Genomic DNA, 24,659 nt, shown 5'->3' with positions numbered 1-24,659 from the left:
GTCTATTGAAATAAATGCCAGCATTCTCGTGCGATCGCCCAATCTTCCGCCGTAGCAATTACCATCACGCGTACTTTAGATGTGTCGGTGGCGATATCCTCATCCCGGGGACGAGCGGCATTTTTAGCCAAATCTAACTTTAAACCCAAAAAAGACCAGCCTTGACTGGCTTTTTCCCGTACTAAAGCTGAATTTTCGCCGATTCCTGCCGTAAATACCAAGACATCTAACCCCTCTAGAGAAGCAATCATCGATCCGATTAAACTTTTCAGACGATGAATATACATCTCAAATGCTAATTTTGCCCTCTGGTTGCCTTCGGCCATTGCCGTGGTAATTGCCCGCATATCCCCAGAAATACCAGAAATTCCCTTTAAACCGGATTCTTTATTGAGCAAGCCATTTAAACTATCGGGATTATATTGATATTCTCGCTCTAGATAAATCAGAATCCCTGGATCGATCGAACCGCTGCGGGTTCCCATCATCAATCCCTCTAGGGGAGTAAATCCCATAGTAGTATCGATACTTTTACCCCCCTTGACTGCCGATAGGGAAGCGCCATTGCCTAGATGACAGATGACCATTTTCAAGGATTCTAGGGGTTTTCCCAACAATTCGGCGGCCCGTTGGGAGCAGTATTGATGACTGGTGCCATGAAAACCATAGCGACGGATTCCCAGTTCACTCCATTGGTAGGGAATGGGATAAAGAGAAGACTCAGGAGGGATAGAACGATGAAAAGCGGTGTCAAACACTGCTGCTTGAGGAACATCGCCCAAAACTTGCTCGATCGCTTCAATTCCTTCTAAATGAGCGGGATTATGGCTAGGAGCAAGGGGGATCAGCTTTTTAATCGTTTCTTTGACTTGGGGAGTGATCATGGTTGCCTGGGAATATTCTGTGCCACCATGGACAACTCGATGACCGACTATACTAATGTCGGTGAGATTGGCCACCACCTTAGTTGTTCCAGTTACTAAGGTATCTAACATCCAAGCAATTGCCGCCGGACGATCCTGACTAGAAAGATTAATTTCCTGTTTAATTCCCTGAGCTTTTACCGTTAAAACCGCGTAATCAGGGTTAACCGTCCAATCGATCCCCGCTGCCCAAATTGGTTGGGGAGGATGGGAGGGGAGAATATCTAAATCGTATAAACAACTTTTTTGACTGCTCGATCCCGCATTTAAGACCAGAATTTTCATAAAAAAGCTCAATTAGGAGGGGCTTGTGCTGATCATAATCAAACTCAGGTTAAGTCTAGATAAAATCGCTGACTTTTCGGGTTTTTCTTCAGGAAAATTTTATCCGGCTGTGATCACCCATCCCTGACTCGGGCAATATTACAAAACTTTATCAAAAAAAAGTCAAAATAGAGCCTCTAGGGTTATAAAATACAAGAATACCCCTTGTGAAATTAATCCAAGAAGCTACCTCTGATGCAAGTTAAGGCCTCTAAAGTGGATTTAGAGCTAGTTCTCGTCCTTTTCACCAGTGGAATGTCAACATCGCACCACGAATCTCTAGAATGGAATTTTTGCGTATTCTAGATAACCGTGATTACTAGAGGATTTCTTAAGTATGTCAGAGGTTACTGCCGTTACAGATGCCACCTTTAAAGATGAAGTTTTAGATAGTGCCAACCTTGTCCTAGTGGATTTCTGGGCTCCTTGGTGCGGCCCCTGTCGAATGGTGGCTCCCGTTGTCGGAGAAATTGCCGAAATGTTCCTAGGGCAAGTCAAGGTGGTGAAACTCAACACCGACGAAAACCCCAATATCGCTAGTCAGTATGGGATTCGCAGTATTCCTACTCTGATGATCTTCAAAGGAGGTCAAAAAGTTGATATGGTGGTCGGGGCTGTACCGAAAACCACTTTAGCTAATACCATAGATAAACACCTGAAACCTGATGATCCTCAAAAGGGGTCAAAAAGTTGATCTAGTGGTCGGGGCTGCACCGAAAACTACTTTAGCTAATACCCTAAATAAGCATTTGGGGGTTAACTAGGTTTTCTGGTAACGCATACCGGGTAACTGAGTCACTAAACCTATTAATTCTAATTCCAATAGGATCCCCGCCACTTCTGAGGTGGGGATTTGCATTTTTTCAACAATAATGTCAAACAACAGGGCATCTCTGTCAAATAACTGATACACTTGTTCTAGTCTGGGTTCTAGATTCGCTGGAGGAGCAGCATTAACGACCGGGGATGTGTCTGGAGGGAGTGAAGGGGAGAGATTAACCGGTGCGGATTGGTTCGCGGTGGGAATTGCCCCCAACATTTGTAGTAATTTCTCCTCAGAAACGATAATTTCCGCTCCCTGATGAATCAGTTGTAAACAACCCCTAGCGGTGGCAATATCGGGAGAATTGGGTAAAGCATAGATATCGCCGCCAAATTCGTTGGCATAACTGGCCGTAATCAGGGAGCCTGACCTTTCGGGGGCCTCGATAACAATAGTCGCGCGACTTAAACCGGCGATAATGCGATTACGACTGGGAAAATGAGCTTTATTCGGTTGAGTTGCCGCAGGATGTTCACTAATGACTAAACCCTGCTTTTGGATGTCCGCGTGTAGCTGCCGATGACGACTAGGATAAACCACATCGACCCCCGTTCCCAAGACGGCAATCGTTCTTCCCCCCGCTTTTAAACAGCTTTGGTGTGCCTCGCCATCAATTCCTTCGGCCATACCAGAAACAATAGTAAATCCCTGTTGGGCCAAAAGGGTACTTAAGCGCCGCGCCCAGCGCCGGCCGTGATCCGTGGGGTTACGAGTACCCACAATGGCGACGGTGGGGATATTTCCCTGATTTTCCTCTAAATTGACCTTTCCTTGATAGTAAAGTAAGGGGGGAGGACTGGGAATTTCCCAGAGAAAGCGGGGATATTCTGGGTCGCTAGGGGTCCAAAAAAGGGGGTTTTTCTGGATATGTTCGGCGAAAAGAGCTTCTGGGTCAATTTGCGATCGCCCCTCCCGTACCGCTACCATTGACTTTTTGCCAAATCCCGCCACTTCTGCGATCGCAGTATCGGTGGCATTCCAGGCCACAGCGACACTGCCAAAATGTTGATAGAGTCGCTTCAGGGAAATTGACCCAACTCCAGCAATACTTGACCATGCTAACCAATAAACGCGATCGTCTGTCAATTTAAAAAGCTCCTCAAACCAAGTAATATTTTCAGTCGGTTAAAACTGACTGCGGCCAGATCACCTTAATTTATTTTAATCATGCCGGAATACTTTCCATTAGCTGTTGAGGTATTGTTGAGCCTCGTCCATGTCTTTCACTTTTTTAAAATGTGAATCAGTTGTTCTTGATCTTCTGGGGGAAGTTGTTCGGTTGCTTCTAGTATTTCTGCAAAAGTGGCTTGAGTCATGGTTTTAGTTGGTTATAGTGGTCTTTGGAGCCAATTGTAGCAGTAACGGTAGAATATGTTAGCATAGCGTAACGGATAATAATATGAAAATGTCTAAAATGTTTCACATTAAAAGGCACGTTAGGTAACGTATCCTAAAAGATCGGTGGTTGCGTTTTTTCAAGAAAAATGCTAGGATATCTAGAAGTAGAGTAAATGAGTTATTATGTCATCTTTAGTGCTTAAACAGCATATTGAAGTAACACCCGGTGTTTGTGGCGGTAAACCTCGTATTGCTGGACATCGTATTAAGGTACAAGACATTGTTATTTGGCATGAAAGAATGGCGATGTGTCCTGATGAAATTGTTTATAATTATCCAACGATTACTTTAGCTGATGTTTATGCAGCTTTAGCTTATTACCATGATCATCGAGAAGAAATTCGCCAAGATATTGAATCCAGCGAAAATTTTGCTAAACAGTTACAAGGGGATAAACCTTCATTGGTCGAAAAACTTTTAAAGGGAAATAATGGCCAATAAGCTTAAGTTTCACCTAGATGAAAGCGTCTCTAATGCGATCGCTAAAGGTTTAAGAATGCGAGGGATTGATGTTACAACTTCTCCAGAAAAAGGACTGATGGGGTCTTCCGATGAGGAACAATTAGCTTATGCTTTATCGCAAGGCCGAGTCATTTTTACTTTTGATGATGATTTTCTGGTTTTGTCTTCAATGGGATTAGAGCATTGGGGGATTATTTATTCACATCAACGTCAATCTATTGGCAAAATTATTAGTGATTTAGTTTTAATTTGGGAATGTTTAGAGCCTGATTATATGTATAAAAATGTTGAGTTTTTATAAAAATCATAATTCAGAGAAAAAAGGTAGGTTGGGTAACGCAATTTACAAGATTGAATCTTTACACTGTGATTATATTCATTACAATCCTGTGCGGCATGGGTTATGTTGATAGCCTCCAATTTGATTGGTTAGGCAATAAGCAGGACGAACCTTACTGGAAGATAAATCGTCGAAGGGAAATTGAATTAATACAATTTTACCCTTCATTAGTTACAGGTTGTCCATCGTTAAGGGTATAAATATCTTCTTCGGGATCTTGCAGAAAAGCAAAGCTAGGGTTATGGGAAACGGCATCTAGCCAGTTTTTTTCGTTCAGTTCATCCTCTGACATCAAAAGAATGACGCGTACAAACCGATCTTTTTCTTGGGGAATAGGATGATCAAGTTGAATTTGTCCTTGGGTATTGAGGATACCAGTGGTTTCAATCGCACGCATAGCAAAACCTAAAAGAAGTGATTCGATTCTAACATTAAAGTAACCTTGAAAAGCGGTGATGGGCAACTACAGCGATCTCCATTCTCAGGCTCGCCCTATGGCTCTCCTCGATTTTGTGTGATAATCAGTGCTGATTATTCCTTGTAGTTTTGCCAGACAAGGGTTTAAAGACTATATTTCCAGAAAATTATCGGCTGCATCTCCTATTTGTGACTTTCCCTCATCTATAGGTGAGCAGCAGAAGTTATTCAAAGAGGGCGAATGCAATTAGCCCCTACAATAATGTTATTGCGCCAATGGTGGCCCCCAACTGATAACAGTTAACTGTTAACTGATTAGGGGAGATCGCACACAACACGAAAACCGATATCGTGGTTGCAAATTTCGGCAACGCTTCTGCCTCGATATGCTGAACTACAGACCAAAGGGTCGCGGCACCACGAACCGCCACGCCGTATTATTGATGACGCATTAGTTATATTGTTATCTCTCCATGCATTAGTTATATTGTTATCTCTCCATGCAAGACTGCCATTTTCTCTAATATTGTCTGGTTTGTTAACATAATTTTCATGATGTTGATCAGCACACCATTCCCAAACATTGCCGTGCATATCATAGATTTCCCAGGGATTAGGCTGCTTTTCCCCAACAGGATGAGTTGTATTATTTGAATTACCATCAAACCAAGCATAATCTCCTAGTTGCTCTCTATCATCGCCAAAACTAAATAGGGTTTCAGTACCAGCGCGACAGGCATATTCCCATTCTGTTTCTGTAGGCAAACGGTAGTTTTTTCCAGTTAACTGGCTCAGTTTTTCACAAAAAGCTTGAGCATTAAACCAAGTAACAGATTCTACCGGGTTCTGGGGATTTCCTGAAAACCTTGAAGGATTATATCCCATCACCGCTTGATACTGTGCTTGGGTGATAGGATATTTGCCTATCTGAAATGCTGGCACAATTACTTCATGTATCGGTTTTTCATTCTCATGCTCATTAGAACCCATGTTAAATTTACCGGCGTGTATATCCACCATTTCTGGGTTAAAGTTTGGTAAAATTACAGTTTCAGTTTGCCGAATTATCTTGGGCGATACTTGTAATAACTTATCAACATTTACCTTCGCAAAGCTGAATTTGGGGTTAATTTGTAAGACCTCCTCGGTTGTCGATTTTTCATAACTGTAAGCCATTAAAGCTTTAAGCTTAGTATGACTACCCCAATAGCGAATCGACTCCTCTTCATTTGGTGGACTCCACTCTCCCCGTGCAAATTTTTCTAATTTTGCTAAAATTTGCTTATCATTTTCCAAATCTGACAATAACAATGGCCATTTTAAACTAATCGCAGTAAATTTACCTAACTGTTCAAAAGTTAGAGAAGGAACTAACAAATTATCCTTCTCATCTCGCTCCTCGAAAAATAAACCAGTTTCATTAGCGATATAAACCTTGAGACGAAAGACATTGATAAAGTGTTTAATCCGTCGCGGATTGTAATCCAATGCGGGAGCCACCATCATAATGATATTCCGCACTGTTGGGGAATCTTTATCAAAATTGTTGACTTGAATCGCTTCTAATCGCTTAATTACAGCTGCTCGTGCTTTCTCTTTTTCGGTTTGTTCGGATTCTATTGTGGTATCATGTGAGGATGAGGGGTTTGATTCCCTTATTGGAGAAATGGAACCTTTCTTAGAATTATTTCTCGGTGATAAAGCTGACTTACCCCAGAATGACTGAAAAAATGTAAAATGAGGTTTAGCTGGCTGTAAATTGGGAGGAGTTGAAGTAGCAAGCTGAGTCAAAAAACGCTCAAAATCTGACTGGGATGGTTGGGGAACTAAAAAGGGAAGCTGGACAAACTTTTCAATAAAGGTATAACCATAAGCTAACCCTTTATTGGCACTACGTCTCGCTAAAATATCAGGATCAATTTCTGTGGTTTCCGACGGTAAATACTTGAGAATGTTTTCGTATTTTACCGCTAAACTAGCGGCTACTTTTTCTCTGTCCATTCCTAAAATAAACACCACTGAAGGATCATCAGCAATCATCAAGTTAATCGCTTGCATCAAGTCCGCTGATTTTGGATGTTCACAACGATCTAAATCGTCAATAAATACATATACCCTATCATTGCCAACATAGGCATCGACAATTTTAGCAAAATCTTCATGAAATTCTTCTACAAATGCCGATTGTTTTTTATAATCTGGGGCTTCTATATATTTAATTAGGTTGTTTTTAGGGTTTTGGAGTAACCTTTGAAAATTTCTCAATAAACTCTTAATACCAGCGAAAATACCTGCTCCTGATAAGGTTAAACCGACCGCAGTAAATAATAACTTAACAACTGAATTAATTTTGCTCCAAAAAACATCTTGAGAGGTTGTTGCTCTGATTAATTCGTTAATTCCTTCAACTCCATAAATGATTAAAATAAAGGGAATGGCAATTGATGCACAAATCACAAAAATTATTACTGGTAAAGCTTTAATTAATTCAAATAAGCCTTTTTCTAGGTTAAAACGCAATAATTGTAATTTAAAGTATCCTAGGATAATTCGAGACAAATCTCGCCAATTTTTGGGCGTAGAAATCTGCTTAATAAAAGACAGCGCAAAAGCCGCCCATACCGACTCCGCTTTATCGTGTCGCCAAGCATTAAACCAAACCGTCCGACCTCCCTTTTTTCGTAAATATTCCTCTAACATTTTCATAAAAGAAGACTTGCCACTACCCCACTCTCCCTCAACCGATAAAGTTAGGGGTGGTTGTGTCTGCTCATGCAACAAAAATTCAGCGATCGCTATTACATAAGGCTCAAATCCGAGAGCATCATTATTAGTAGCTTGATCGCTGACGCTAGTATTGCGGATAGATTCAGGAGAATCGGACATGGTAGTTATTTTTAGGTGACAGAGAAGGGAGAAGAAAATAGATTACCCTAAGTAAGTGGTTCTAATTATACTAAATCTGGTTATTAAAAACTGATTATTTATTCCCCCTTTTGCCTCTTTAGGAAAGTCAGACCAATCCGTTTTTAATAAGATAATTAACTCCCAATCCAACTTGAAGAACCCGCTCCCCACCCTCCTATACATTTTAAATAGGTGGCAGTTTAGGGAGAACTGGAATAGGTGTACAAGCTGCCCCACCCATGACCGTCAGTTTATTGGCGTTGGAAACGTTCCAACGCAGCCACCAGCGCATCCACCTCGGCTTTAGTATTGTAGAAAGCCAAGGAAGGGCGCACCGTTGCCTCGAGACCAAAGCGTCGCAGAATAGGTTGAGCGCAGTGATGGCCTGCCCGCACGGCAATCCCTTCCCGATTCAGGGCTTGTCCAATCACTTCCACATCAAATCCCTCTAGCACAAAGGAAAGCACGCCGGCCTTATCGGCTGCCGTCCCAATCAAACGCAGGCCCGGGATGGTTGTCAGTCCCGCAGTGGCGTACTCCAGAAGTTCATGCTCATAATTGGCAATGGTGGTCAAACCAATCTGCTGAACATAATCCAAGGCCGTCCCTAAGCCAACGGCATCGGCAATATTGCCCGTTCCAGCCTCAAAACGAGTGGGCGCCGCCTGATACACGGTACGCTCAAACGTCACATCCACGATCATGTTGCCGCCGCTTTGCCAGGGAACCGTGGCATTTAACAGGTCTTCTTGACCATAAAGTACCCCGATCCCTGTGGGACCAAAGACTTTATGCCCGGAAAAGACGAACCAATCACACCCTAATTGTTGAACATCGATCGGAATGTGGGAAACCGATTGAGCGCCATCTAACAAGACTTTGGCCCCGACCCGATGGGCCAAGTCAATGATTTGTTTGGCGGGGGTAATGGTTCCCAAGGCATTAGAAACATGGGAAAAAGCCACCAGTTTTGTGCGGGAGTTGAGTAATTGTTGGTACTCTGCCAGTAAAATCTGCCCGTGGTCATCGACGGGGACAACCCGCAATTTTGCTCCCGTTTGGGCGGCTAGTTGCTGCCAAGGCACAATATTGGCATGGTGTTCTAGATGGGTGAGGACAATCTCATCCCCCGCTTGCAGGGTTTGTTGTCCCCAGCTTTTTGCCACCAGATTAATGCCTTCCGTTGTTCCCCGCACGAAAATGATTTCGTTAGCAGATGAGGCATTGAGAAAACGGCGTACCGTTTCTCTGGCCGCTTCGTAAGCATCTGTGGAACGGGCCGCTAATTCATGGGCGGCACGATGCACATTGGAATTTTCATGGCTGTAGAAATGAACGAGGCGATCGATGACTGCTTGGGGCTTTTGAGTTGTTGCGGCATTGTCGAACCAGATCAGCGGTTTGCCATTCACCCGTTCTTGCAGGATAGGAAAATCCAGGCGAACGGTATGAACATCAAAGAAGCTGGGTCGTTGAACGCTTCGCCCGCTGGCATGGGGGACAAAAAGGGGATCGATCGCTGGGACTTGAACAAGCTGGCCCGGTTTGGCCACTACCGCCGGAAGGTCGGGGATTTTTGTTTCTAACTCCTCAATGAAGTAGAAAGAGGGGGTTGCTAAGGGTACAGCCAAGGGAACTGTGGGCCGTTCGCCCACAGCAGCCGGGGAAGTTGCGGGGGTGGATGGCACCAGATCATCCCGGTCTGGACTCAACCCCTTGGCCCGCGACGCTCCAAGGTCGTGCCGTTGTAGTTCTTGAATTATCGTCTGGGCGAGATGCTCAAGAAGGTCAGGTTGAAATAAGGGGTTAAGAGAAATGTTCTCGACCTCAGTTGGGGCAGTGGTGGGCGGGGATACAGAGGGTAGATTCCCCCCCGCCTTTTCAGGGATCAGTTCAGGGTTAGTCATAGTCGTAGATGTGGTATTGGTTGACATCAACGTTCTCCAGTACGGCCGCCGCATCGTCGGTCAACACTGCCAACGAACAGTAGAGGGAGACCAGGTAAGAGGCGATCGCCTTGCGACTAATCCCCATAAATCGCACCGACAAGCCAACTCCCTGTTGACCGGGTAAATTGGGCTGATAGAGACCGACCACCCCTTGACGGCTTTCTCCTACCCGCAATAACAAAATATTGGTTTTGCCTTGTTCATTCACAGCCAACTTATCGGAAGGAATCAAAGGCACGCCCCGCCAGGTAATAAACTGAGAGCCAAATAATGACACCGTGGCAGGGGGTACACCCCGTCGGGTTGCTTCTCGGCCAAAGGCTGCGATCGCTTTAGGATGGGCGAGGAAAAATGCCGGTTCTTTCCACACCTTCACCAGCAACTCATCCAAATCGTCCGGCGTGGGCGCACCATTGCGAGGTTGCACTTTCTGGGAATCAACAATATTGTTGAGCAATCCGTACTCATGGTTGTTGATCAACTCATTTTCTTGACGTTCCTTCAGCGTTTCAATCGTCAGCCGCAATTGTTCATGGATCTGATCGTGGGGACTGCTGTAGAGATCGGACACGCGAGTGTGAACATCCAGTACCGTATTCACCGCACTCAAGAAATACTCCCGGGGGTTCTCTTCGTAATCCACAAAGGTTTCGGGCAGCTCCCGCTCATCTCGTTCAGAGCAAGCCACCTCAACCCGGGAGGCATCCCTGACTTTGTTGAGACGATAAATCCCCGCCTCAACGGGTAGCCAATGCAAGAGGCGAACGAACCACCGGGGCGAAATGGTCAATAACTGAGGAACGGTCTTTGTGGCATTGGCCAACTGCCGAGCGGCAGCATCTCCCAAAGCCAGTTGCAATTCATGATCTTGGGTATAGGTCATTGAGTTAAATCCTCCAATTCAAAAAAAAAAGTAACAAAGCGACTGTTATGGCCGAACATTCACAGTCAGGACAGCCCCTCAAATTCCAGAGCCGTCATCAAACATTTCCTGTCGTAGTTGCGCCTGGGAGATAAAACCCCCCGGCGGCACACTGCGGGTTAACCAAACATTTCCACCGATGGTGGCGCCCCGACCGATAGTTACCCGACCGAGAATCGTTGCACCTGAGTAAATCACCACATCATCTTCAATAATCGGATGACGGGCTTGACCTTTGATTAAACTGCCCGATTCGTCCCGGGGAAAGCTTTTTGCGCCGAGCGTGACCGCTTGGTAAAGGCGTACGCGATCGCCAATCACCGTGGTGGCCCCAATCACCACCCCCGTCCCATGATCGATAAAGAAGCTATTGCCAATCGACGCCCCGGGGTGAATGTCAATCCCCGTTAAGGAATGACCAATTTCACTGATAATCCGCGCCAACAGGGGCGAGTCCAACCGATACAGGGCATGGGCAATGCGGTGATAAGTGATTGCCGTTACCCCGGGGTAACAAAACAACACTTCATCTAAATTTCTGGCCGCCGGATCACCTCGATAGGCCGCCGTGATATCGGTTTCCAGCAGAGCCTTCAGATGAGGTAATTGAGTGGCAAAGGCTTGTACCGTTCCTTGGGCGTGCTTCTCAATCTGGTCTGACGACCAGTGCAACTGCGACCCCAGCAACCACTGTTCGCGACAAACCTGGTGATGCAGCAGTTGCAAGACTTCATTGAGGGTATGACCGATAAAATAGCGGCTGGACGTTTCGCCTAAATCGGGATTGCCAAAGTGATAGGGAAAGAGAACGGCACGCAGTCGATCGACAATCCGAAATAAGGCCTCACGGGAGGGCAAGGGGAAATGGCTTCGTGATTGAGACCAACTGTGGAACGACTCGCCACGAGGTTTAGACAATTGAGCGATAATTTCATCGAGATCCAAGGACAAGGTGGGTTGGGAGAGAGCGCTGGAACTGCTCGGATGCTCGCTCGTCATGCCACTAACCCTTGCTCATTAAATACCCCCTGGAACAGGATGGAACTCAAATACCGTTCTCCGGAATCTGGCAAAATCACGACAATGGTTTTGCCTTGGTGTTCGGGTTGTTGTGCCAAACGAGCGGCGACGGCGACGGCGGCACCGCAGGAAATGCCCGAGATAATCCCTTCTTCCTTGGCCAACCGTTGGGCATAAAGAATGGCCTCTTCGTTGGAAACGGTTTCAATCCCATCCACGAGGGATAAATCTAGAACTTCGGGAACAAACCCCGCCCCAATGCCCTGAATTTTGTGAGGGCCGGACTTTAAGGGCTGACCTGCCCGGGCTTGGGATAGTATGGGGCTGGCTTCTGGCTCCACTGCTACCGATAAAATCGGTTTTCCTTGGGTTTTTTTGATATAGCGCGAAACTCCCGTAATGGTTCCGCCCGTTCCCACACCCGACACGAGAATATCGATCGCCCCGTCTGTGTCCTGCCAAATTTCAGGGCCGGTGGTTTCCTCATGGATGCGGGGATTGGCAGCATTGCGGAACTGTTGCAACAACACATAGCGATCGGGATTAGACGCGGCAATTTCTTCTGCCTTTGCCACCGCCCCGGTCATGCCTTTAGTCCCTTCTGTTAACACCAGATTGGCTCCATAGGCGAGCAACAGTTTGCGCCGCTCCAAGCTCATGGTTTCAGGCATGGTCAGGGTTAGGGGAATCCCCTTAGCGGCGGCTACAAAGGCCAGGGCAATGCCTGTATTGCCACTGGTGGGTTCCACCAGTTCTTTGCCCGGCCCCAATAGTCCCCGTTGTTCTGCATCCCAGATCATGGCCGCACCAATACGACATTTGACCGAATAGGCCGGATTGCGACCTTCAATCTTGGCCAGAACCGTGGCGTGATTGTTGCCAACGATTCGATTAAGGCGCACTAGAGGAGTCCGCCCGATCGACAAACTGTTATCTGCGAACCATTTCTTACTCACAAAATGGCAACTCCATGATCAAAATACGACAGTTCACCAGATTGGCTCATCTTGAATTCATTTGAAATTCATTTTGAATCCATTTACAATTCATCTTAGCCTACGCACTATCAACCTCTGGTTAAGCTAAACAAATCTTTACAATCAAGCGGGGTCGGCCGCTGAGGTGGAAGAATCAAACCCACATTCCGCACCCTCAACTGTCACATAAGCTGTCCCCTCCAGAGACTTGAGTAAAAATACTTAGCTGGTGAAGGTTTTCTCGGCACCAGCTAGGGGGGTCTTGAAACCCCTAATTATGAAAAAATAGGAATTATTGGAAAACTGAGGCGAGTGGACTGTTCGACCAGGAATCAATCAACAGAAATTGAAGTCAAAAATCTAGACCATCTGGGATTAGTAGCCGGAATTATCGATGAAATAGGAATCGTTGAAATTATCAACGAACAAGTCTCAATTGAGCGAGGAGAAATTGTCACAGCGGGGCAAGTCGTCAAAGCAATTATCCTGAACGGATTGGGATTTGTCTCCCGGGCCTTGTATTTATTTCCTCAATTTTTTGAAGATAAAGCAACCGAACATCTGCTGGGAGAAGGCATCGAACCCAAACAATTAAATGATGATAAAATTGGTCGAGTAATGGACAAACTTTATCAACTTAATGTTTCGGTCATTTTCCTACTCATTAGTTTAGCCGCCGTGAAAAAATTTGGTGTAGCAACCGAGAATTCCCATTTAGATTCGACTTCTCTATCAGTAGAAGGAGAATATAAAAAGGAATACCCAACAGTAGAAATCCTGAAATCAGGAGCAGTGGGAGAAGAAATTGAAACCAGACAAAAGCCAATAAAAATTACCTACGGATACTCCCGCGACCGAAGACCTGACTTAAAACAATTTATGATTGACTTAATCGTAAGTGGGGATGGAGATGTACCTTTATTCCTGAAAGTAGGGGACGGAAATGAAGCGGACAAAGCGGTTTTTGGTCAAATCGCCCGAGAATTTAAAAAACAAGTTGACTTTGACAGTTTAATAGTCGGCGATAGCGCCCTCTATAGCAAAGAGAATTTAAAACTAATGAGAGAAATGCGTTGGTTGTCTCGAGTCCCCTTCAGCATTAAAGAGGCTCAAAAGTTAGTCGATAGCATCTCAGAAAAAGAGTTAACCGATTCAGAAATACCGGGTTATTCCTGGCAGGAAACAAGCTCTAACTATGGGGGGATAGAACAAAGATGGTTGCTAGTTGAAAGTCAAGCTAGACAAGAATCAGACTTGAAAAAATTAGAGAAAAAAATCGAGCAGGAAAAGAATTCTGCTCAAGAAAAAATCCGCCAACTATCCCGAAGAGAATTTGAGAATAGAGCGGTGGCGTTGGCGATAGTCAAGGGATTATCTGACTCCTTAAAATATCATCAGTTAACGGAGATTAAAGTCAATCTCATTCCGCCTGAGTCCCAGGGGTCAAAACTCAAATCAAAAGACGATTTACCCTCTCAAAGCTATCAAGTTCAAGCCGAATTAGAGTTAAATTTGTCCGCCATTGAGAGGCTAAAGAAACGAGCAGGACGATTCGTTTTAGCAACTAACGAATTGGAGAAAAAACGATTGAGCAGTGAGGATATACTCAAAAAATATAAAGGGCAACAAGCTCCAGAAAGAGGATTTTCTTTTCTCAAAGACCCCTGCTTTTTTGCCGACAGTGTCTTTCTCAAATCTCCCCACAGAATTGAGGTCATGGCCATGCTCATGGGCTTGTGCCTGCTGGTTTATACTATTGGTCAAAGACAACTTCGTCTGAACTTAAAACAGCAGGAGACGGGACTGAAAAATCAGTTGGGTAAGTTAACTGACCGACCAACATTACGCTGGATATTTCAGAACTTTCAAGGGATTCATCTCCGACCTATTCAAGACAATCAAAAGATTAGCAACTTAACGGATGAGAGGCGCAACATTTTGAGATTTTTTCCCAAACCTTGCCAAGAATATTATCTCTTATCTTGACGAGAGGTATTGACTTCAAGGGGTAATAAAACTTAAGCACTACTCGAACATCTCCCCCTAGATGTTAAGTCTGATTGCCCAGTAATTCTCAATAAGCACTGTTTATTGAGAATTACTGGGGGAACCCTGAAATTTTCGGCTTAGTTGCCGGCAGCTTGCCGCCAACTCACTCCTCTAGATAAGTATTTTGACTCACGCCCCTTCCTCTTTTGAGACGTTGTGACACTTAGGGTGCGGAATGTGGGCCTGAACATCCTGGGGATAGTCAGATTTCCCCCCCCCGGCAAGAACTTCCCACTGTCCAGTACTCTAGAAGAGCCAAAAGTAAAAAGGAAAAAAAACGGAGATAAGAGTGGGAAAATTAACACTGATCACTGATAACTGATAATCCTGTGGCTGTTTTAAAAGATAATCGGGCTACTGTCCAAAAGGTTCTTTGGATCACCCTGCTGCTGAACATTTTGGTTATGGCGATCAAAGCGGGGGTGGGTTTGAGAATTAGTTCTTTGAGTCTGCAAGCGGATGCTCTCCATAGTGTCACCGATAGTGCTAATAATGTCTTGGGATTGGTGGCGATGCGGTTTTCCTCTCCCTATCCCGATCGAGATCATCCCTACGGACATCTGAAATACGAAGCGATCGGAGCTTTAGCGATCGCTGCCTTTTTGGGAATTGCCTGTTTTGAAATCTTGCAGGGAGCGATCATGTGTATTATTAAAGGCGGAAAACCTGTCGAGATTGCCGGTCCTGAATTATGGCTATTAATTATCGTTTTAGGGGTGAATATTTTTGTCACCTACTATGAGAGATCGGTGGGGCAGCGTGTCGGTAGTGTGATTTTGATTGCCGATGCTCGTCATACCATGAGTGATGTGTGGGTGACAATTACGGTTTTATTGGGGTTAGTTGGGGTTTGGGTGGGTAATACGGCTAATATTCCCCAATTACAATGGTTAGATGTGATTTTGTCCTTTCCCGTCGCTTTTTTGGTGTTTAGCAGTGGTTGGAAAGTCCTGATGGAGAATTTACCTTTGTTAGTGGATGAAATGGCGATCGCTCCTGAAGTGATTCATCAAATTGTCCTGGAGGTGCCGGGGGTGCTTAATTGTCATGCGATCGCATCTCGGGGAGTGGTAGGAAGACAGGTATTTATAGAAATGCACCTAATTGTCTCCGCTCAAGATGTAGAAACTGCTCACGCAATCACGGAAGCGGTGGAAGCAAGATTAAGCCAACAATTTAGCCCTGTGAGAATTTTAATTCACGTTGAACCGCCGGATTATCACTCCGATCAGATCACTTTTGATGAAGAAGTGTGAAGCAAAAAAGCCTAAAATAAGTAGCGAACTTTTGCTAGAGGTGACCATGGCGACAGAAAATCAAGCTAGAAGCATAGTAATTACTGGTGGAGCAGGATTTATCGGCTCGAATTTTGTTCATCATTGGTGCGAGAATTATCCCGAGGATCGTGTTATTGTTCTCGATGCTCTTACCTATGCGGGCAATTTGCATAATTTAGCGACACTGAAAGATAGAAAGAATTTCCGTTTTTTGCAAGGGGATATCTGCGATCAAGCTTTAGTTGATGAGTTATTTGCCAGTGAAAATATCGATACAGTTGCCCATTTTGCCGCCGAATCCCATGTGGATCGATCGATTCTTGGTCCTGGAGCTTTTGTGCAAACTAATGTGGTGGGAACTTTTACTCTATTAGAAAGTTTTCGGCAACATTGGTTAAGTAATCACCAACCCGATAACTATCTTTTTCTGCACGTTTCCACCGATGAGGTTTATGGCAGTTTAGGATTAGATGATCCGGCTTTTACCGAAACTACTCCCTATGCTCCTAATAGTCCCTATTCTGCCTCAAAAGCGGGGAGTGATCATCTAGCGAGAGCTTATTTTCATACCTACGGAATGCCGACAATTATTACTAATTGCTCTAATAATTATGGTTCTTATCATTTTCCCGAAAAGTTAATTCCTTTGATGTGTATTAATATTCTTTTGGGTAAACCTTTACCTGTTTATGGTGATGGTCAAAATGTTCGAGATTGGTTATATGTGCGGGATCATTGTCAAGCTTTAGATACAGTTATTCACAAAGGAAAAGCGGGAGAAACCTATAATATTGGCGGAAATAATGAGGTAAAAAATATCGATTTAGTCAGGATGTTATGTGATTTAATGGATGAATTAGCTCCCGATTTACCCGTGAAACCTGCTCAGAATTTAATTACTTTTGTCAAGGATCGCCCCGGACATGATCGCCGGTATGCTATTGATGCCACTAAAATTCGCACCGAATTAGGTTGGCAACCTCAAGAAACGGTAGAGGGGGGATTAAGAAAAACCATTCAATGGTATCTCGATCATCGGGATTGGTGGCAACCTTTGTTATCCAAAGAATATCAAGAGTATTATGGGAAAGTTTACGGTTAGAGAAGGGTAAGTAGTCGTGCAAAATTAATTTCCTAGTCAAGACGGGAGGCCTTTCAGTGATCAGTAAACAGTAAACAGTAATCAGTGAAAGGCTGCATCTCAATTTTATAGAAATATCTATATCATATTTTGGGCGCACGCAGTTCGATAAACTCACTGACCACGGTGCGCCCCTACCATTGGCGCAATAATATTATTGTAGGGGCGAATTGCATTCGCCCTCTTTTAATAACTGCTGCTGACCATAAGTGAGAGAAAGTCACAAATAGGAGATGCAGCCTACGGGAGACGCTCGACGGGATCAGATTTGAGTTTTTAGTTCACTGTTTACTGATCACTGATAAGATATCGGCGTTATTTTCAATAATATCGAATGGCTGCCGACCGTTCCCTCGATCGCCACTTGTGGAAATACCGTCGGGATGAGTTAGAATCGGAAAGAAGAATTTTTGAGTAACCATGATCAAATTACGTCTAAAACGCTTTGGTAAAAAACGCGAAGCCAGTTATCGTATCGTTGCGGCCGTTAGCACCAGTCGTCGCGATGGTCGTCCCCTAGAGGAATTAGGATTTTACAATCCCCGCACCGATGAAGTGCGTCTCGATGAAGAAGGGATCATCCGACGCTTACAACAAGGAGCGCAACCGACGGACACCGTGCGCAGCATTCTCACCAAACAGAAAATTTTCGAGAAAATCAATGCCTAGTACCCCCAATTATCTCGAACTGGTGAAATTTATGATCGAGCCGTTTTTGGAAGATCCGGCCAGTCTGAGATTGGATATCGAGCGCTGTAAGGAAAATGAACGTCTTTGGGTGCGTGTAGCCTTCGATGATGCCGATAAAGGCAAAGTTTACGGCCGGGGAGGACGCAATTTACAGGCGATTAGAACTACCCTAGAGATGGCGGCCGCAAATGCGGGTCGCTCTCTTTATCTAGAAGTCTATGCGGCCGAAAATGAAGGCGAACAGCGCCGCACCCGTCGTTCTAATGGTAACTTTGAAGGTACGGAAAGAAGGCCGAGCAATCGCCGACCACCTGCACCCCGGCAGCTCAACAACTAACGAGCGATTTTAGGAAAACAGGGAAGGGGTTTCATCCTCGACCCTCTCCAGTTGCTCTAATTGCTGCCAAACTTTGGCGAGTAAAGTGGTTAATCCGGCTCCTGTTACGGCGGAAATAGTCAAAATCTCGGCATTGGTTATTTTAGCAAACTGCTTTTGATAGTTATCTATCGTTTCCTCGTCCACAGCATCAATTTTGTTGAAAACCAGTATTTGTGATCGCTTTTCTAAGCCTCGACCATAGGCGGCCAATTCTCCTTGGATAATTTGATAATCGGCGATCGGGTCTTCTGCTGTCAAGGAAACAAGATGAATTAACAGGCGTGTGCGTTCGATATGGCGCAAAAATTCGTGTCCTAAGCCGATTCCTAGGTGCGCTCCCTCGATTAATCCAGGAATATCGGCGAATACCGTCCCATCTCCCGTGGGTTTGCGTACCACTCCCAAGTTAGGAATGAGAGTCGTAAAGGGATAATCGGCGATTTTGGGACGAGCAGAGGAAACGGCCGAGATTAGGGTGGATTTTCCCGCATTGGGCAGCCCGATAATGCCCACTTCCGCTAATAACTTCAATTCTAGGCGTAAATGGCGTTTTTCTCCGTCTAAACCGGGTAAAGCGTATTCGGGTGCGCGATTATTATTACTTAAAAAGTGGCGGTTGCCTAATCCCCCTTTTCCCCCGGCAGCCACGATTAAAGTCTGTTCGGGAGTGACCAAATCGCCGATAATTTCCTCGCTATCGAGATCGTAAACCACTGTACCACAGGGAACTTTAATAATGCGATCGCTACCGTTGGCCCCGGTGCAGTTGTTAGGGCCGCCCCGTTTGCCGTCATCGGCCTTAAAATAGCGACTATACTGGAAATCTAGCAGGGTTTGCAGGTTCTGAGTCGCCACAAAAATCACCGAACCACCTTTTCCCCCATTACCTCCGGCCGGACCGCCAGCGGGGACGTATTTTTCCCGACGGAAAGCGACAATTCCATCACCTCCCTTACCCCCTTCCACTTCTATTTCGGCGCGATCAATAAACTGCATAAGATTAAGTAGTTAAAGTGAAAAAATGATCAAGCTTAAAGCTGTTATATGTTAATATCTTGCCAATTTAAAGCTTCTGCAAATCCCTGAAAATGTTTGACATTAGTAGTAGCGATGACTAGATAACGACTCGGATATTGTTTTTTTAATAACTGCCAATGAGCAAGAATAATAATATCTACATCAATATTGTAATTATCAGCCGTTTGTTTGCCAATCTTTCGAGTTTCTACCCAAATTTGTGACGCTGCTAACATCACATCGGTATCTAAATTTAAAAAATCAATGACATTGCGTAATTCATTAAGATTATCTGGGCTATTAAAGGAATTTTTTTTGACCGATTCTAATAATAGGCTTCTTCTGACTTCATAATCACAGATATCGGAACTAACTACATAAACGCCCTTGGAGAAAAGTGAATAAAGCCAGTCTTCGCAGTCAGCCGGTTTACCCGCTTTTTTAGGATGAGTTAATAAACCCAAAACCCCCGAATCGATAAAGACAATCATCCTTAGCTATAAAGCTTTGAACCCAAAGGACGAGCATTATCAATCGCGGTCTGAAAATTGAGCAAACACTGGGAAATTTCTTGGTCTTGCTCATCGGTTATTTGTGACCGTTTTTGTCGTCTTTGTTCTAAGATAGCCAAGGCCGAACGATTTCGTTTAATTTGTTCTTTTCGATCCCAATCTGGATAATTGACAAGTTTGGGTTTTAATTGATTCATCTCTTTTACTGGAAATTATCTATCACAATCTTAGCCGATCCCTTGACACTTCACAACTCCAGTCACTATCTCCAAAGTTTTTAGTACATTTGTTCGGAAAGAAAAAACTTGTTTCTGGGCGGGGAATCCCTACAATAGGAAACAGGATAATTAGTAGCAGATGAAAACCGATGGGGCAGTTTTTTAAACAAACTTTCGCTAGTTGCTTGGGAACTTTACTGGGATTATTGGCATTTTCGGTCTTAGGTGTGGGAGGATTAGCATTTTTACTGCTTTCCTTGCTTATTTCTAGCGATAGCTCCTCAGTTAAGGAAAAATCGGTCTTAGTTTTTAACTTGGCCACCAATATCAGCGATGCTCCTCCTAGTTCCAGTTTAGCCGATAGTTTGACCGGTGAGAGTACGACCACTTTAAATTTGCGACAGGTGATAGCGGCGATCGAAAAGGCCGCCCTTGATGATAACATTGTCGGTCTGTTACTCTATGGTCGCGACAATATCGGTGAATATGGCTATGCTACCCTGACGGAAGTGCGGCAAGCTTTGGCAAAATTTCGCCAATCGGGTAAAAAAATTATCGCCTACGATATGGAATGGACGGAAAAGGAATATTATCTCGCTTCCGTTGCTGAAACGGTGATTATTAATCCCGTGGGGAGAATGGAAATTAATGGTTTAAGTAGTCAACAAACCTTTTTTGCCGATGCACTAGAAAAGTATGGTGTGGGGGTGCAAGTGGTAAAAGTGGGTTCTTTTAAAGGTGCAGTGGAACCCTATACGCGTCAGGATTTAAGTGTCCAGAATCGTCAGCAGCTGCAAACCCTACTCGATACAATTTGGTCTAACTATAGTTCCACAGTGGCCAAAAGTCGCAATTTAACCCCCCAACAGCTGCAAACTATTTCTGATACTCAAGGTATTCTGGAAGCAACCACGGCGAAAAAGGCGGGTTTTGTTGATGAAGTGGCCTATTTAGATCGAGTAATTGTTTTAGCTAAAGAGTTGACGGGAGAAGCAAAAAATAAAACTAATGAGGAGGGAAATTCTAGCTCTTTTTCGCAAATTTCTTTAGCCAATTATGCTAGTTCTCTCGATGAGGAGGAAGATAGTAGCGATCAAATAGCGATAGTTTATGCAGAAGGGACAATCGTAGAAGGTCAGGGAGATAGAGGCCAAATCGGTGGGGATAAATTGGCGAAGGAACTGCGAAAATTACAGGGGAAGGAGGAGGTGAAAGCGGTAGTTTTGCGGATTAATAGTCCGGGGGGAAGTGCCACCGCTTCTGAGGTGATTCTGCGGGAAATTAAGCGTTTAGATGCGACCAAACCGGTAATTATTTCTATGGGTGATGTGGCAGCTTCTGGGGGTTATTGGATCGCCATGGGGGGTCAAAGAATTTTTGCCGATAATGATACAATTACTGGTTCCATCGGTGTGTTTGGATTATTGTTAAATATCCAGAAGATTGCTAATAATAATGGCATCGATTGGGATACAGTGAAAACTGGAGAATTAGCCGATATATCTACTATTACCAGACCGAAAAATCCCCAAGAATTAGAAATTTATCAAGCGGCAGTTAATCGGTTCTATGATTTATTTATCGAGACGGTAGCCCAGGGGCGAAAATTATCCCCAGACAAGGTTAGAACTGTGGCCCAAGGTCGTGTCTGGACGGGAAAAGATGCGGTTAAAATTGGTTTAGTTGATCAAATTGGTGGTCTAGAAGTGGCAGTACAATATGCGGCCAAAACAGCTAAATTAGGGGATGATTGGAGTCTTCAAGAATATCCTCGATCGCAAAGTTGGCAAGAAGAACTTCTCTCTAATTTCTTGCAAACCTATCTTCCTCCTCTCACTAAAAATAATCATCCTTTGACGCAGGAATGGCAAAATTTTCAGCAGGAATTATTAAAGTTACCTACATTTAACGATCCCCATCGTGTTTATGCTAAGTTACTTTTTAATCTCGATTTTCGCTGATATTAGGTAAAAATAATGCTCGCTAATTCTGAAATTCTTTGACAAAAATTTCTATGAATCGCCCTAATAGTGTGATTTTTGGTTTAGCCTATATTCTGGGATTATTATCTACAGGTCTGGTAGATTTTAGTCCCCAGTTAAACCGATGGCAAGAAGTGGTAATTAGAATTGTTATTCTTAGTCTAATTACCACGTTAACCACAATTTTTATCCGTCGTTTTTGGTGGCAAAGTCCCCCGAAAAAAATTTGGCTGATAGCGGGATTAATAGCTATATTTGCCGTTGTTTATCTAGAAATTCGCACTCCTTACCCCAGCGCAAACGATATCAGTCATCTTTTAAAAAATAATGTGGTTAACTCTATTAAAATCACGGGGAGTATTATATCAGAAATCCGTCTCAATCGCCGAGAAAATTTACAATTTTGGTTAGAAGTAAAAGAATTTAGCCTTAGGAATTTACCCACAAAAAAATCCGAGGGTAAACTCTACGTTACTCTACCAAATCTAGCAGAAAATCAGGTTTATCCCGGACAAGAAATAACAGTTAAAGGATTACTTTATCGTCCCCGTCGTGCCAATAATCCCAGTGCTTTTGACTTTGCTAATTATCTAGCGCGTCAGGGTGCTTTTGCTGGTTTAAAAGGGGAAATAATTATTGATAAAAAGTCACCGACTTGGGGAGTTTGGCAGATTCGTCAGCGCATTGTTGAGGCACAAATTCAAGGAATAGGCCAAGAAAAAGGCACTTTATTAAGTTCGATTACCCTCGGAAGACAAGCGGTTAATTTGCCAGCAAAAATCACCGATTTATTTATTAAAACTGGATTAGCTCACATTTTAGCAGCTTCTGGCTTTCATGTGTCTATTTTGTTGGGATTTGTTTTAACTATTACTCGCAATTTATCACCCAAAAAACAGTTTATTATTGCCGTTACTATCTTAATAATTTACGGCACCTTAACAGGGTTACAACCTTCAGTTATGCGGGCGATTTTGATGGGAATTGGGGCATTAATCGGTCTGCTTTATAATCGACAAGTTAATAGTTTAGGCTCCCTATTACTAGCAGCTACAATTCTATTATTATGGCAGCCTCTCTGGATTTGGGATTTAGGATTTCAGCTAAGTTTTTTAGCGACTTTGGGATTAATTATTACCGTTCCCTTACTGAAAAATAAAATTGACTATTTCCCTAATTTAATCGCTGAACCTATAGCTATTAGTCTAGCTGCCACTCTCTGGACTATGCCTTTATTAATGTTTACGTTTAACTCGATCACTCTTTATAATATCCCCATTAATATTATCACAACTCCCCTAATTACCCTAATTAGTTTAGGAGGAGTTTTTACTGCTTTTTTAGGCTTAATTTATCCCCCTTTAGGCAGTATTGGTGCTAGTATTCTCTATTACCCTCTCAAGTTATTACTGCAAATTACCCACTTTTTTAGTCTGCTTCCTTTTAGTACCTACTCCACGGGTAAATTATCTTTAGGAGTGATGTTAATTATTTATATTTGCCTTACCTTAATCTGCTGCAACCTCTGGTTTCGTCAACGGTGGCATTTAGTTGGTTTATTTATCCTCACTTTAATTTTAATACCGATTATTTATCAGCATTTTACTTTAACTCAGGTGACAGTTTTAGCCACCAAATCGCAACCGGTAATCATTATTCAAAATCGAGGAAATACTCTCTTAATTAATGGGGAGGAACCCGCAACAGCACGTTATACAGTTTTGCCTTTTTTGCGACAGGAGGGAATTAATCAAATACAAAGAGCAATAACCGTCAATAATTCGGCGCAATTCTCAACTATCAGTCAGAGCATACCGATTCAAAAAACTATTAATTTATCCCAGTTAGAAAAATTTAATCTTGGCGAAATTACTGGACAATTGCTCGAGAAAAATTTATTTAAATTTCAGGTAAAAAATCAATCTTGGCTATGGATTGTCAACCCGAAAATTCCCGTTAATTTATCCCAAGAATTCAGCCCCCTAGTGTTATTATGGCAGGGAAGCAATCTAGATAAACAATGGCTAGAGTCAATTCGACCCCAAACAGCGATCGCTGTCACTAACAATCTCTCCCGCAATGCCAAAAATCAACTGAGAAAGGCCCGGATTAAGACTTACTGGACCGGGAGAGATGGAGCGATTCAATGGACAGCAAAAAATGGATTTCAACCCTTTCTAATTAATGAGTGATGTGTATCACCAAAACTGAACAGGGAGCATGATGTACCACGTAATTACTGACACTACCTAAGATTAACTCAGATAAACCCGATCGACCGTGACGACCAACAATAATTAAATCTATCCCCTCCTGCTGGGCAACTTGACAAATTTTCTGCCCCGGATCACCGATATAATAATCAGCCTTGGCCGTGATATTATCTTCCTTAGCTCGATCGACTAAACCGTTTAACCAAGCTTGTAATTCCGCTTGCATTTCTTCGGTGATTTGTTGTTCTAAGGCGATCATATCAGGGGGATAACCGCCACCATAACCGATCAGATTACCATAAATAAAAGTTTCCGTGTAGGGAGTCAAAGGTTGAGACATACTATAAACAATTCGCAACTCACTAGCGTAGGTTTTCGCTAAGAGAATAGCCGCATTCAAAACCTCTGGAGTGGGATCTTGATAATCCACAGCCACGAGAATTTTATTATAGAGTTTGTTGGTATCCCGATCGACTGAGATTGTTTCCGTATTATCCATAGAATTAGCCTCCTCGATAGCAGATAACGTCAGGGTTGAAGTTAATCTTTTTTCCCATCGGCTGCCAGCAATACCCCGGGGAAATAGCCAAAAATTGCTGAAAGCTGATGATTGATAGTTGACGCTCCTCTACCTCTAGTGTGACATTTTTCGGATGATTTAGCTGAATTAGCAAAAAAATTAACAATTTACCCTACTGTCACCCCTATCCTCACTTATG

The 24,659-nt window shown here is 43.6% G+C and carries 23 protein-coding genes; 10 read left to right on the top strand and 13 right to left on the bottom strand.

Translation table 11 applies throughout. The annotated features are described in order from the left end of the window. Positions 1 to 2 precede the first annotated feature (2 nt). Positions 3 to 1,208 (bottom strand): acetate kinase, encoded by a 1,206-nt coding sequence (locus tag ACQY1Y_RS02145; RefSeq protein ID WP_430013875.1) that lies wholly within the window; start codon positions 1,206 to 1,208, stop codon positions 3 to 5. Between the two features lie 376 nt (positions 1,209 to 1,584). Between ACQY1Y_RS02145 and trxA the strand changes: the two genes are divergently transcribed. Further along, the gene (gene trxA / locus ACQY1Y_RS02140) at positions 1,585 to 1,941 is read left to right on the top strand and encodes a thioredoxin (RefSeq protein WP_103113154.1); all 357 of its coding nucleotides are present in this window, start codon (positions 1,585 to 1,587) and stop codon (positions 1,939 to 1,941) included. A 66-nt stretch (positions 1,942 to 2,007) separates the two neighbouring features. Here the strand turns inward: trxA and dprA are convergent, their stop codons facing one another. Beyond that, on the bottom strand, positions 2,008 to 3,156 hold the full coding sequence (gene dprA, locus ACQY1Y_RS02135; protein ID WP_069473893.1) for a DNA-processing protein DprA: 1,149 nt from the start codon (positions 3,154 to 3,156) through the stop codon (positions 2,008 to 2,010). Between the two features lie 435 nt (positions 3,157 to 3,591). Here dprA and ACQY1Y_RS02130 point away from each other — a divergent pair, with 435 nt between their 5' ends. Continuing rightward, positions 3,592 to 3,909 (top strand): DUF433 domain-containing protein, encoded by a 318-nt coding sequence (locus tag ACQY1Y_RS02130; RefSeq protein ID WP_002750425.1) that lies wholly within the window; start codon positions 3,592 to 3,594, stop codon positions 3,907 to 3,909. After that, complete coding sequence (locus ACQY1Y_RS02125; protein WP_002736383.1) at positions 3,899 to 4,231, top strand: DUF5615 family PIN-like protein; 333 nt, start codon at positions 3,899 to 3,901, stop codon at positions 4,229 to 4,231. The genes ACQY1Y_RS02130 and ACQY1Y_RS02125 overlap by 11 nt, the downstream gene beginning before the upstream one ends. Before the next feature lie 196 nt (positions 4,232 to 4,427). On the opposite strand, the gene ACQY1Y_RS02120 is transcribed toward ACQY1Y_RS02125, so the two are convergent. The 6 genes from ACQY1Y_RS02120 to cysK form a co-directional block, all read right to left on the bottom strand. Continuing rightward, entirely contained in the window at positions 4,428 to 4,667 is a 240-nt protein-coding gene (locus ACQY1Y_RS02120) for a hypothetical protein (protein ID WP_002750429.1), read from the bottom strand. Between the two features lie 335 nt (positions 4,668 to 5,002). Continuing rightward, complete coding sequence (locus ACQY1Y_RS02115; protein ID WP_430013874.1) at positions 5,003 to 7,573, bottom strand: SUMF1/EgtB/PvdO family nonheme iron enzyme; 2,571 nt, start codon at positions 7,571 to 7,573, stop codon at positions 5,003 to 5,005. 272 nt (positions 7,574 to 7,845) lie between these two features. Further along, entirely contained in the window at positions 7,846 to 9,501 is a 1,656-nt protein-coding gene (locus tag ACQY1Y_RS02110; RefSeq protein WP_430013873.1) for a family 2A encapsulin nanocompartment cargo protein cysteine desulfurase, read from the bottom strand. Next, entirely contained in the window at positions 9,494 to 10,426 is a 933-nt protein-coding gene (locus ACQY1Y_RS02105) for a family 2A encapsulin nanocompartment shell protein (protein WP_002735851.1), read from the bottom strand. Before ACQY1Y_RS02105 ends, ACQY1Y_RS02110 begins: the two co-directional genes overlap by 8 nt. Before the next feature lie 78 nt (positions 10,427 to 10,504). Further along, complete coding sequence (epsC, locus tag ACQY1Y_RS02100) at positions 10,505 to 11,464, bottom strand: serine O-acetyltransferase EpsC (RefSeq protein ID WP_430013872.1); 960 nt, start codon at positions 11,462 to 11,464, stop codon at positions 10,505 to 10,507. After that, a complete protein-coding gene (cysK, locus tag ACQY1Y_RS02095) occupies positions 11,461 to 12,441 on the bottom strand; it encodes a cysteine synthase A (RefSeq protein ID WP_272103431.1) in 981 nt (326 codons plus the stop codon). Before cysK ends, epsC begins: the two co-directional genes overlap by 4 nt. Positions 12,442 to 12,774: 333 nt before the next feature. Between cysK and ACQY1Y_RS02090 the strand changes: the two genes are divergently transcribed. The 3 genes from ACQY1Y_RS02090 (at position 12,775) to rfbB (ending at position 16,890) form a co-directional block, all read left to right on the top strand. After that, positions 12,775 to 14,448 carry an IS1634 family transposase gene (locus ACQY1Y_RS02090; RefSeq protein WP_430013871.1) on the top strand — a complete coding sequence of 558 codons (1,674 nt, stop codon included), beginning with the start codon at positions 12,775 to 12,777 and terminating at the stop codon, positions 14,446 to 14,448. A gap of 392 nt (positions 14,449 to 14,840) precedes the next feature. Further along, entirely contained in the window at positions 14,841 to 15,767 is a 927-nt protein-coding gene (locus ACQY1Y_RS02085; protein ID WP_430013870.1) for a cation diffusion facilitator family transporter, read from the top strand. A gap of 46 nt (positions 15,768 to 15,813) precedes the next feature. Beyond that, positions 15,814 to 16,890: a dTDP-glucose 4,6-dehydratase gene (gene rfbB / locus ACQY1Y_RS02080; RefSeq protein ID WP_430013869.1), complete on the top strand. Its 1,077-nt coding sequence runs from the start codon at positions 15,814 to 15,816 to the stop codon at positions 16,888 to 16,890. A gap of 320 nt (positions 16,891 to 17,210) precedes the next feature. On the opposite strand, the gene ACQY1Y_RS02075 is transcribed toward rfbB, so the two are convergent. Then, complete coding sequence (locus tag ACQY1Y_RS02075; protein WP_155119094.1) at positions 17,211 to 17,351, bottom strand: hypothetical protein; 141 nt, start codon at positions 17,349 to 17,351, stop codon at positions 17,211 to 17,213. On the opposite strand from ACQY1Y_RS02075, the gene rpsP reads away from it, so the two are divergent. Together rpsP and ACQY1Y_RS02065 are read left to right on the top strand one after the other, a co-directional pair. Next, positions 17,350 to 17,598: a 30S ribosomal protein S16 gene (gene rpsP, locus ACQY1Y_RS02070; RefSeq protein ID WP_002736858.1), complete on the top strand. Its 249-nt coding sequence runs from the start codon at positions 17,350 to 17,352 to the stop codon at positions 17,596 to 17,598. The two genes, ACQY1Y_RS02075 and rpsP, sit on opposite strands and share 2 nt — an antisense overlap. Further along, entirely contained in the window at positions 17,591 to 17,956 is a 366-nt protein-coding gene (locus ACQY1Y_RS02065) for a KH domain-containing protein (RefSeq protein WP_002736767.1), read from the top strand. Before rpsP ends, ACQY1Y_RS02065 begins: the two co-directional genes overlap by 8 nt. Positions 17,957 to 17,965: 9 nt before the next feature. Here ACQY1Y_RS02065 and obgE read toward each other — a convergent pair whose 3' ends face one another. The 3 genes from obgE to ACQY1Y_RS02050 are packed head-to-tail and all read right to left on the bottom strand — an operon-like array spanning position 17,966 to position 19,724. After that, positions 17,966 to 18,994 (bottom strand): GTPase ObgE, encoded by a 1,029-nt coding sequence (gene obgE, locus ACQY1Y_RS02060; RefSeq protein ID WP_002753947.1) that lies wholly within the window; start codon positions 18,992 to 18,994, stop codon positions 17,966 to 17,968. A 44-nt stretch (positions 18,995 to 19,038) separates the two neighbouring features. Next, positions 19,039 to 19,506 carry a type II toxin-antitoxin system VapC family toxin gene (locus ACQY1Y_RS02055; RefSeq protein WP_430013868.1) on the bottom strand — a complete coding sequence of 156 codons (468 nt, stop codon included), beginning with the start codon at positions 19,504 to 19,506 and terminating at the stop codon, positions 19,039 to 19,041. Between the two features lie 2 nt (positions 19,507 to 19,508). Beyond that, a complete protein-coding gene (locus ACQY1Y_RS02050; protein ID WP_430013867.1) occupies positions 19,509 to 19,724 on the bottom strand; it encodes a hypothetical protein in 216 nt (71 codons plus the stop codon). A gap of 170 nt (positions 19,725 to 19,894) precedes the next feature. On the opposite strand from ACQY1Y_RS02050, the gene sppA reads away from it, so the two are divergent. Together sppA and ACQY1Y_RS02040 are read left to right on the top strand one after the other, a co-directional pair. Beyond that, positions 19,895 to 21,706, top strand: coding sequence for a signal peptide peptidase SppA (gene sppA / locus ACQY1Y_RS02045; RefSeq protein WP_430013866.1), 1,812 nt, complete (start codon positions 19,895 to 19,897; stop codon positions 21,704 to 21,706). Positions 21,707 to 21,759: 53 nt separating this feature from the next. Next, entirely contained in the window at positions 21,760 to 23,919 is a 2,160-nt protein-coding gene (locus ACQY1Y_RS02040; RefSeq protein WP_430014634.1) for a ComEC/Rec2 family competence protein, read from the top strand. Here ACQY1Y_RS02040 and ACQY1Y_RS02035 read toward each other — a convergent pair. Next, entirely contained in the window at positions 23,909 to 24,439 is a 531-nt protein-coding gene (locus tag ACQY1Y_RS02035) for a universal stress protein (protein ID WP_430013865.1), read from the bottom strand. The genes ACQY1Y_RS02040 and ACQY1Y_RS02035 overlap by 11 nt on opposite strands. Positions 24,440 to 24,659 lie beyond the last annotated feature (220 nt).

Origin of the sequence: Microcystis ichthyoblabe FBCC-A1114 (assembly GCF_050500245.1) — a bacterium.
GTDB classification, from domain to species: domain Bacteria; phylum Cyanobacteriota; class Cyanobacteriia; order Cyanobacteriales; family Microcystaceae; genus Microcystis; species Microcystis ichthyoblabe_A.
This window is presented reverse-complemented; position numbering and strand designations above follow the sequence as displayed.

Coding starts and splice junctions, on each gene's coding strand:
- ACQY1Y_RS02115 (WP_430013874.1), bottom strand. CDS start 7,573: ATGTCCGATTCTCCTGAATCTATCCGCAATACTAGCGTCAGCGATCAA.
- ACQY1Y_RS02035 (WP_430013865.1), bottom strand. CDS start 24,439: ATGGATAATACGGAAACAATCTCAGTCGATCGGGATACCAACAAACTC.
- rpsP (WP_002736858.1), top strand. CDS start 17,350: ATGATCAAATTACGTCTAAAACGCTTTGGTAAAAAACGCGAAGCCAGT.
- trxA (WP_103113154.1), top strand. CDS start 1,585: ATGTCAGAGGTTACTGCCGTTACAGATGCCACCTTTAAAGATGAAGTT.
- ACQY1Y_RS02065 (WP_002736767.1), top strand. CDS start 17,591: ATGCCTAGTACCCCCAATTATCTCGAACTGGTGAAATTTATGATCGAG.
- ACQY1Y_RS02055 (WP_430013868.1), bottom strand. CDS start 19,506: ATGATTGTCTTTATCGATTCGGGGGTTTTGGGTTTATTAACTCATCCT.
- ACQY1Y_RS02125 (WP_002736383.1), top strand. CDS start 3,899: ATGGCCAATAAGCTTAAGTTTCACCTAGATGAAAGCGTCTCTAATGCG.
- ACQY1Y_RS02040 (WP_430014634.1), top strand. CDS start 21,760: ATGAATCGCCCTAATAGTGTGATTTTTGGTTTAGCCTATATTCTGGGA.
- ACQY1Y_RS02050 (WP_430013867.1), bottom strand. CDS start 19,724: ATGAATCAATTAAAACCCAAACTTGTCAATTATCCAGATTGGGATCGA.
- obgE (WP_002753947.1), bottom strand. CDS start 18,994: ATGCAGTTTATTGATCGCGCCGAAATAGAAGTGGAAGGGGGTAAGGGA.
- sppA (WP_430013866.1), top strand. CDS start 19,895: ATGGGGCAGTTTTTTAAACAAACTTTCGCTAGTTGCTTGGGAACTTTA.
- epsC (WP_430013872.1), bottom strand. CDS start 11,464: ATGACGAGCGAGCATCCGAGCAGTTCCAGCGCTCTCTCCCAACCCACC.
- ACQY1Y_RS02130 (WP_002750425.1), top strand. CDS start 3,592: ATGTCATCTTTAGTGCTTAAACAGCATATTGAAGTAACACCCGGTGTT.
- ACQY1Y_RS02145 (WP_430013875.1), bottom strand. CDS start 1,208: ATGAAAATTCTGGTCTTAAATGCGGGATCGAGCAGTCAAAAAAGTTGT.
- ACQY1Y_RS02075 (WP_155119094.1), bottom strand. CDS start 17,351: ATGGTTACTCAAAAATTCTTCTTTCCGATTCTAACTCATCCCGACGGT.
- ACQY1Y_RS02120 (WP_002750429.1), bottom strand. CDS start 4,667: ATGCGTGCGATTGAAACCACTGGTATCCTCAATACCCAAGGACAAATT.
- ACQY1Y_RS02110 (WP_430013873.1), bottom strand. CDS start 9,501: ATGACTAACCCTGAACTGATCCCTGAAAAGGCGGGGGGGAATCTACCC.
- ACQY1Y_RS02105 (WP_002735851.1), bottom strand. CDS start 10,426: ATGACCTATACCCAAGATCATGAATTGCAACTGGCTTTGGGAGATGCT.
- rfbB (WP_430013869.1), top strand. CDS start 15,814: ATGGCGACAGAAAATCAAGCTAGAAGCATAGTAATTACTGGTGGAGCA.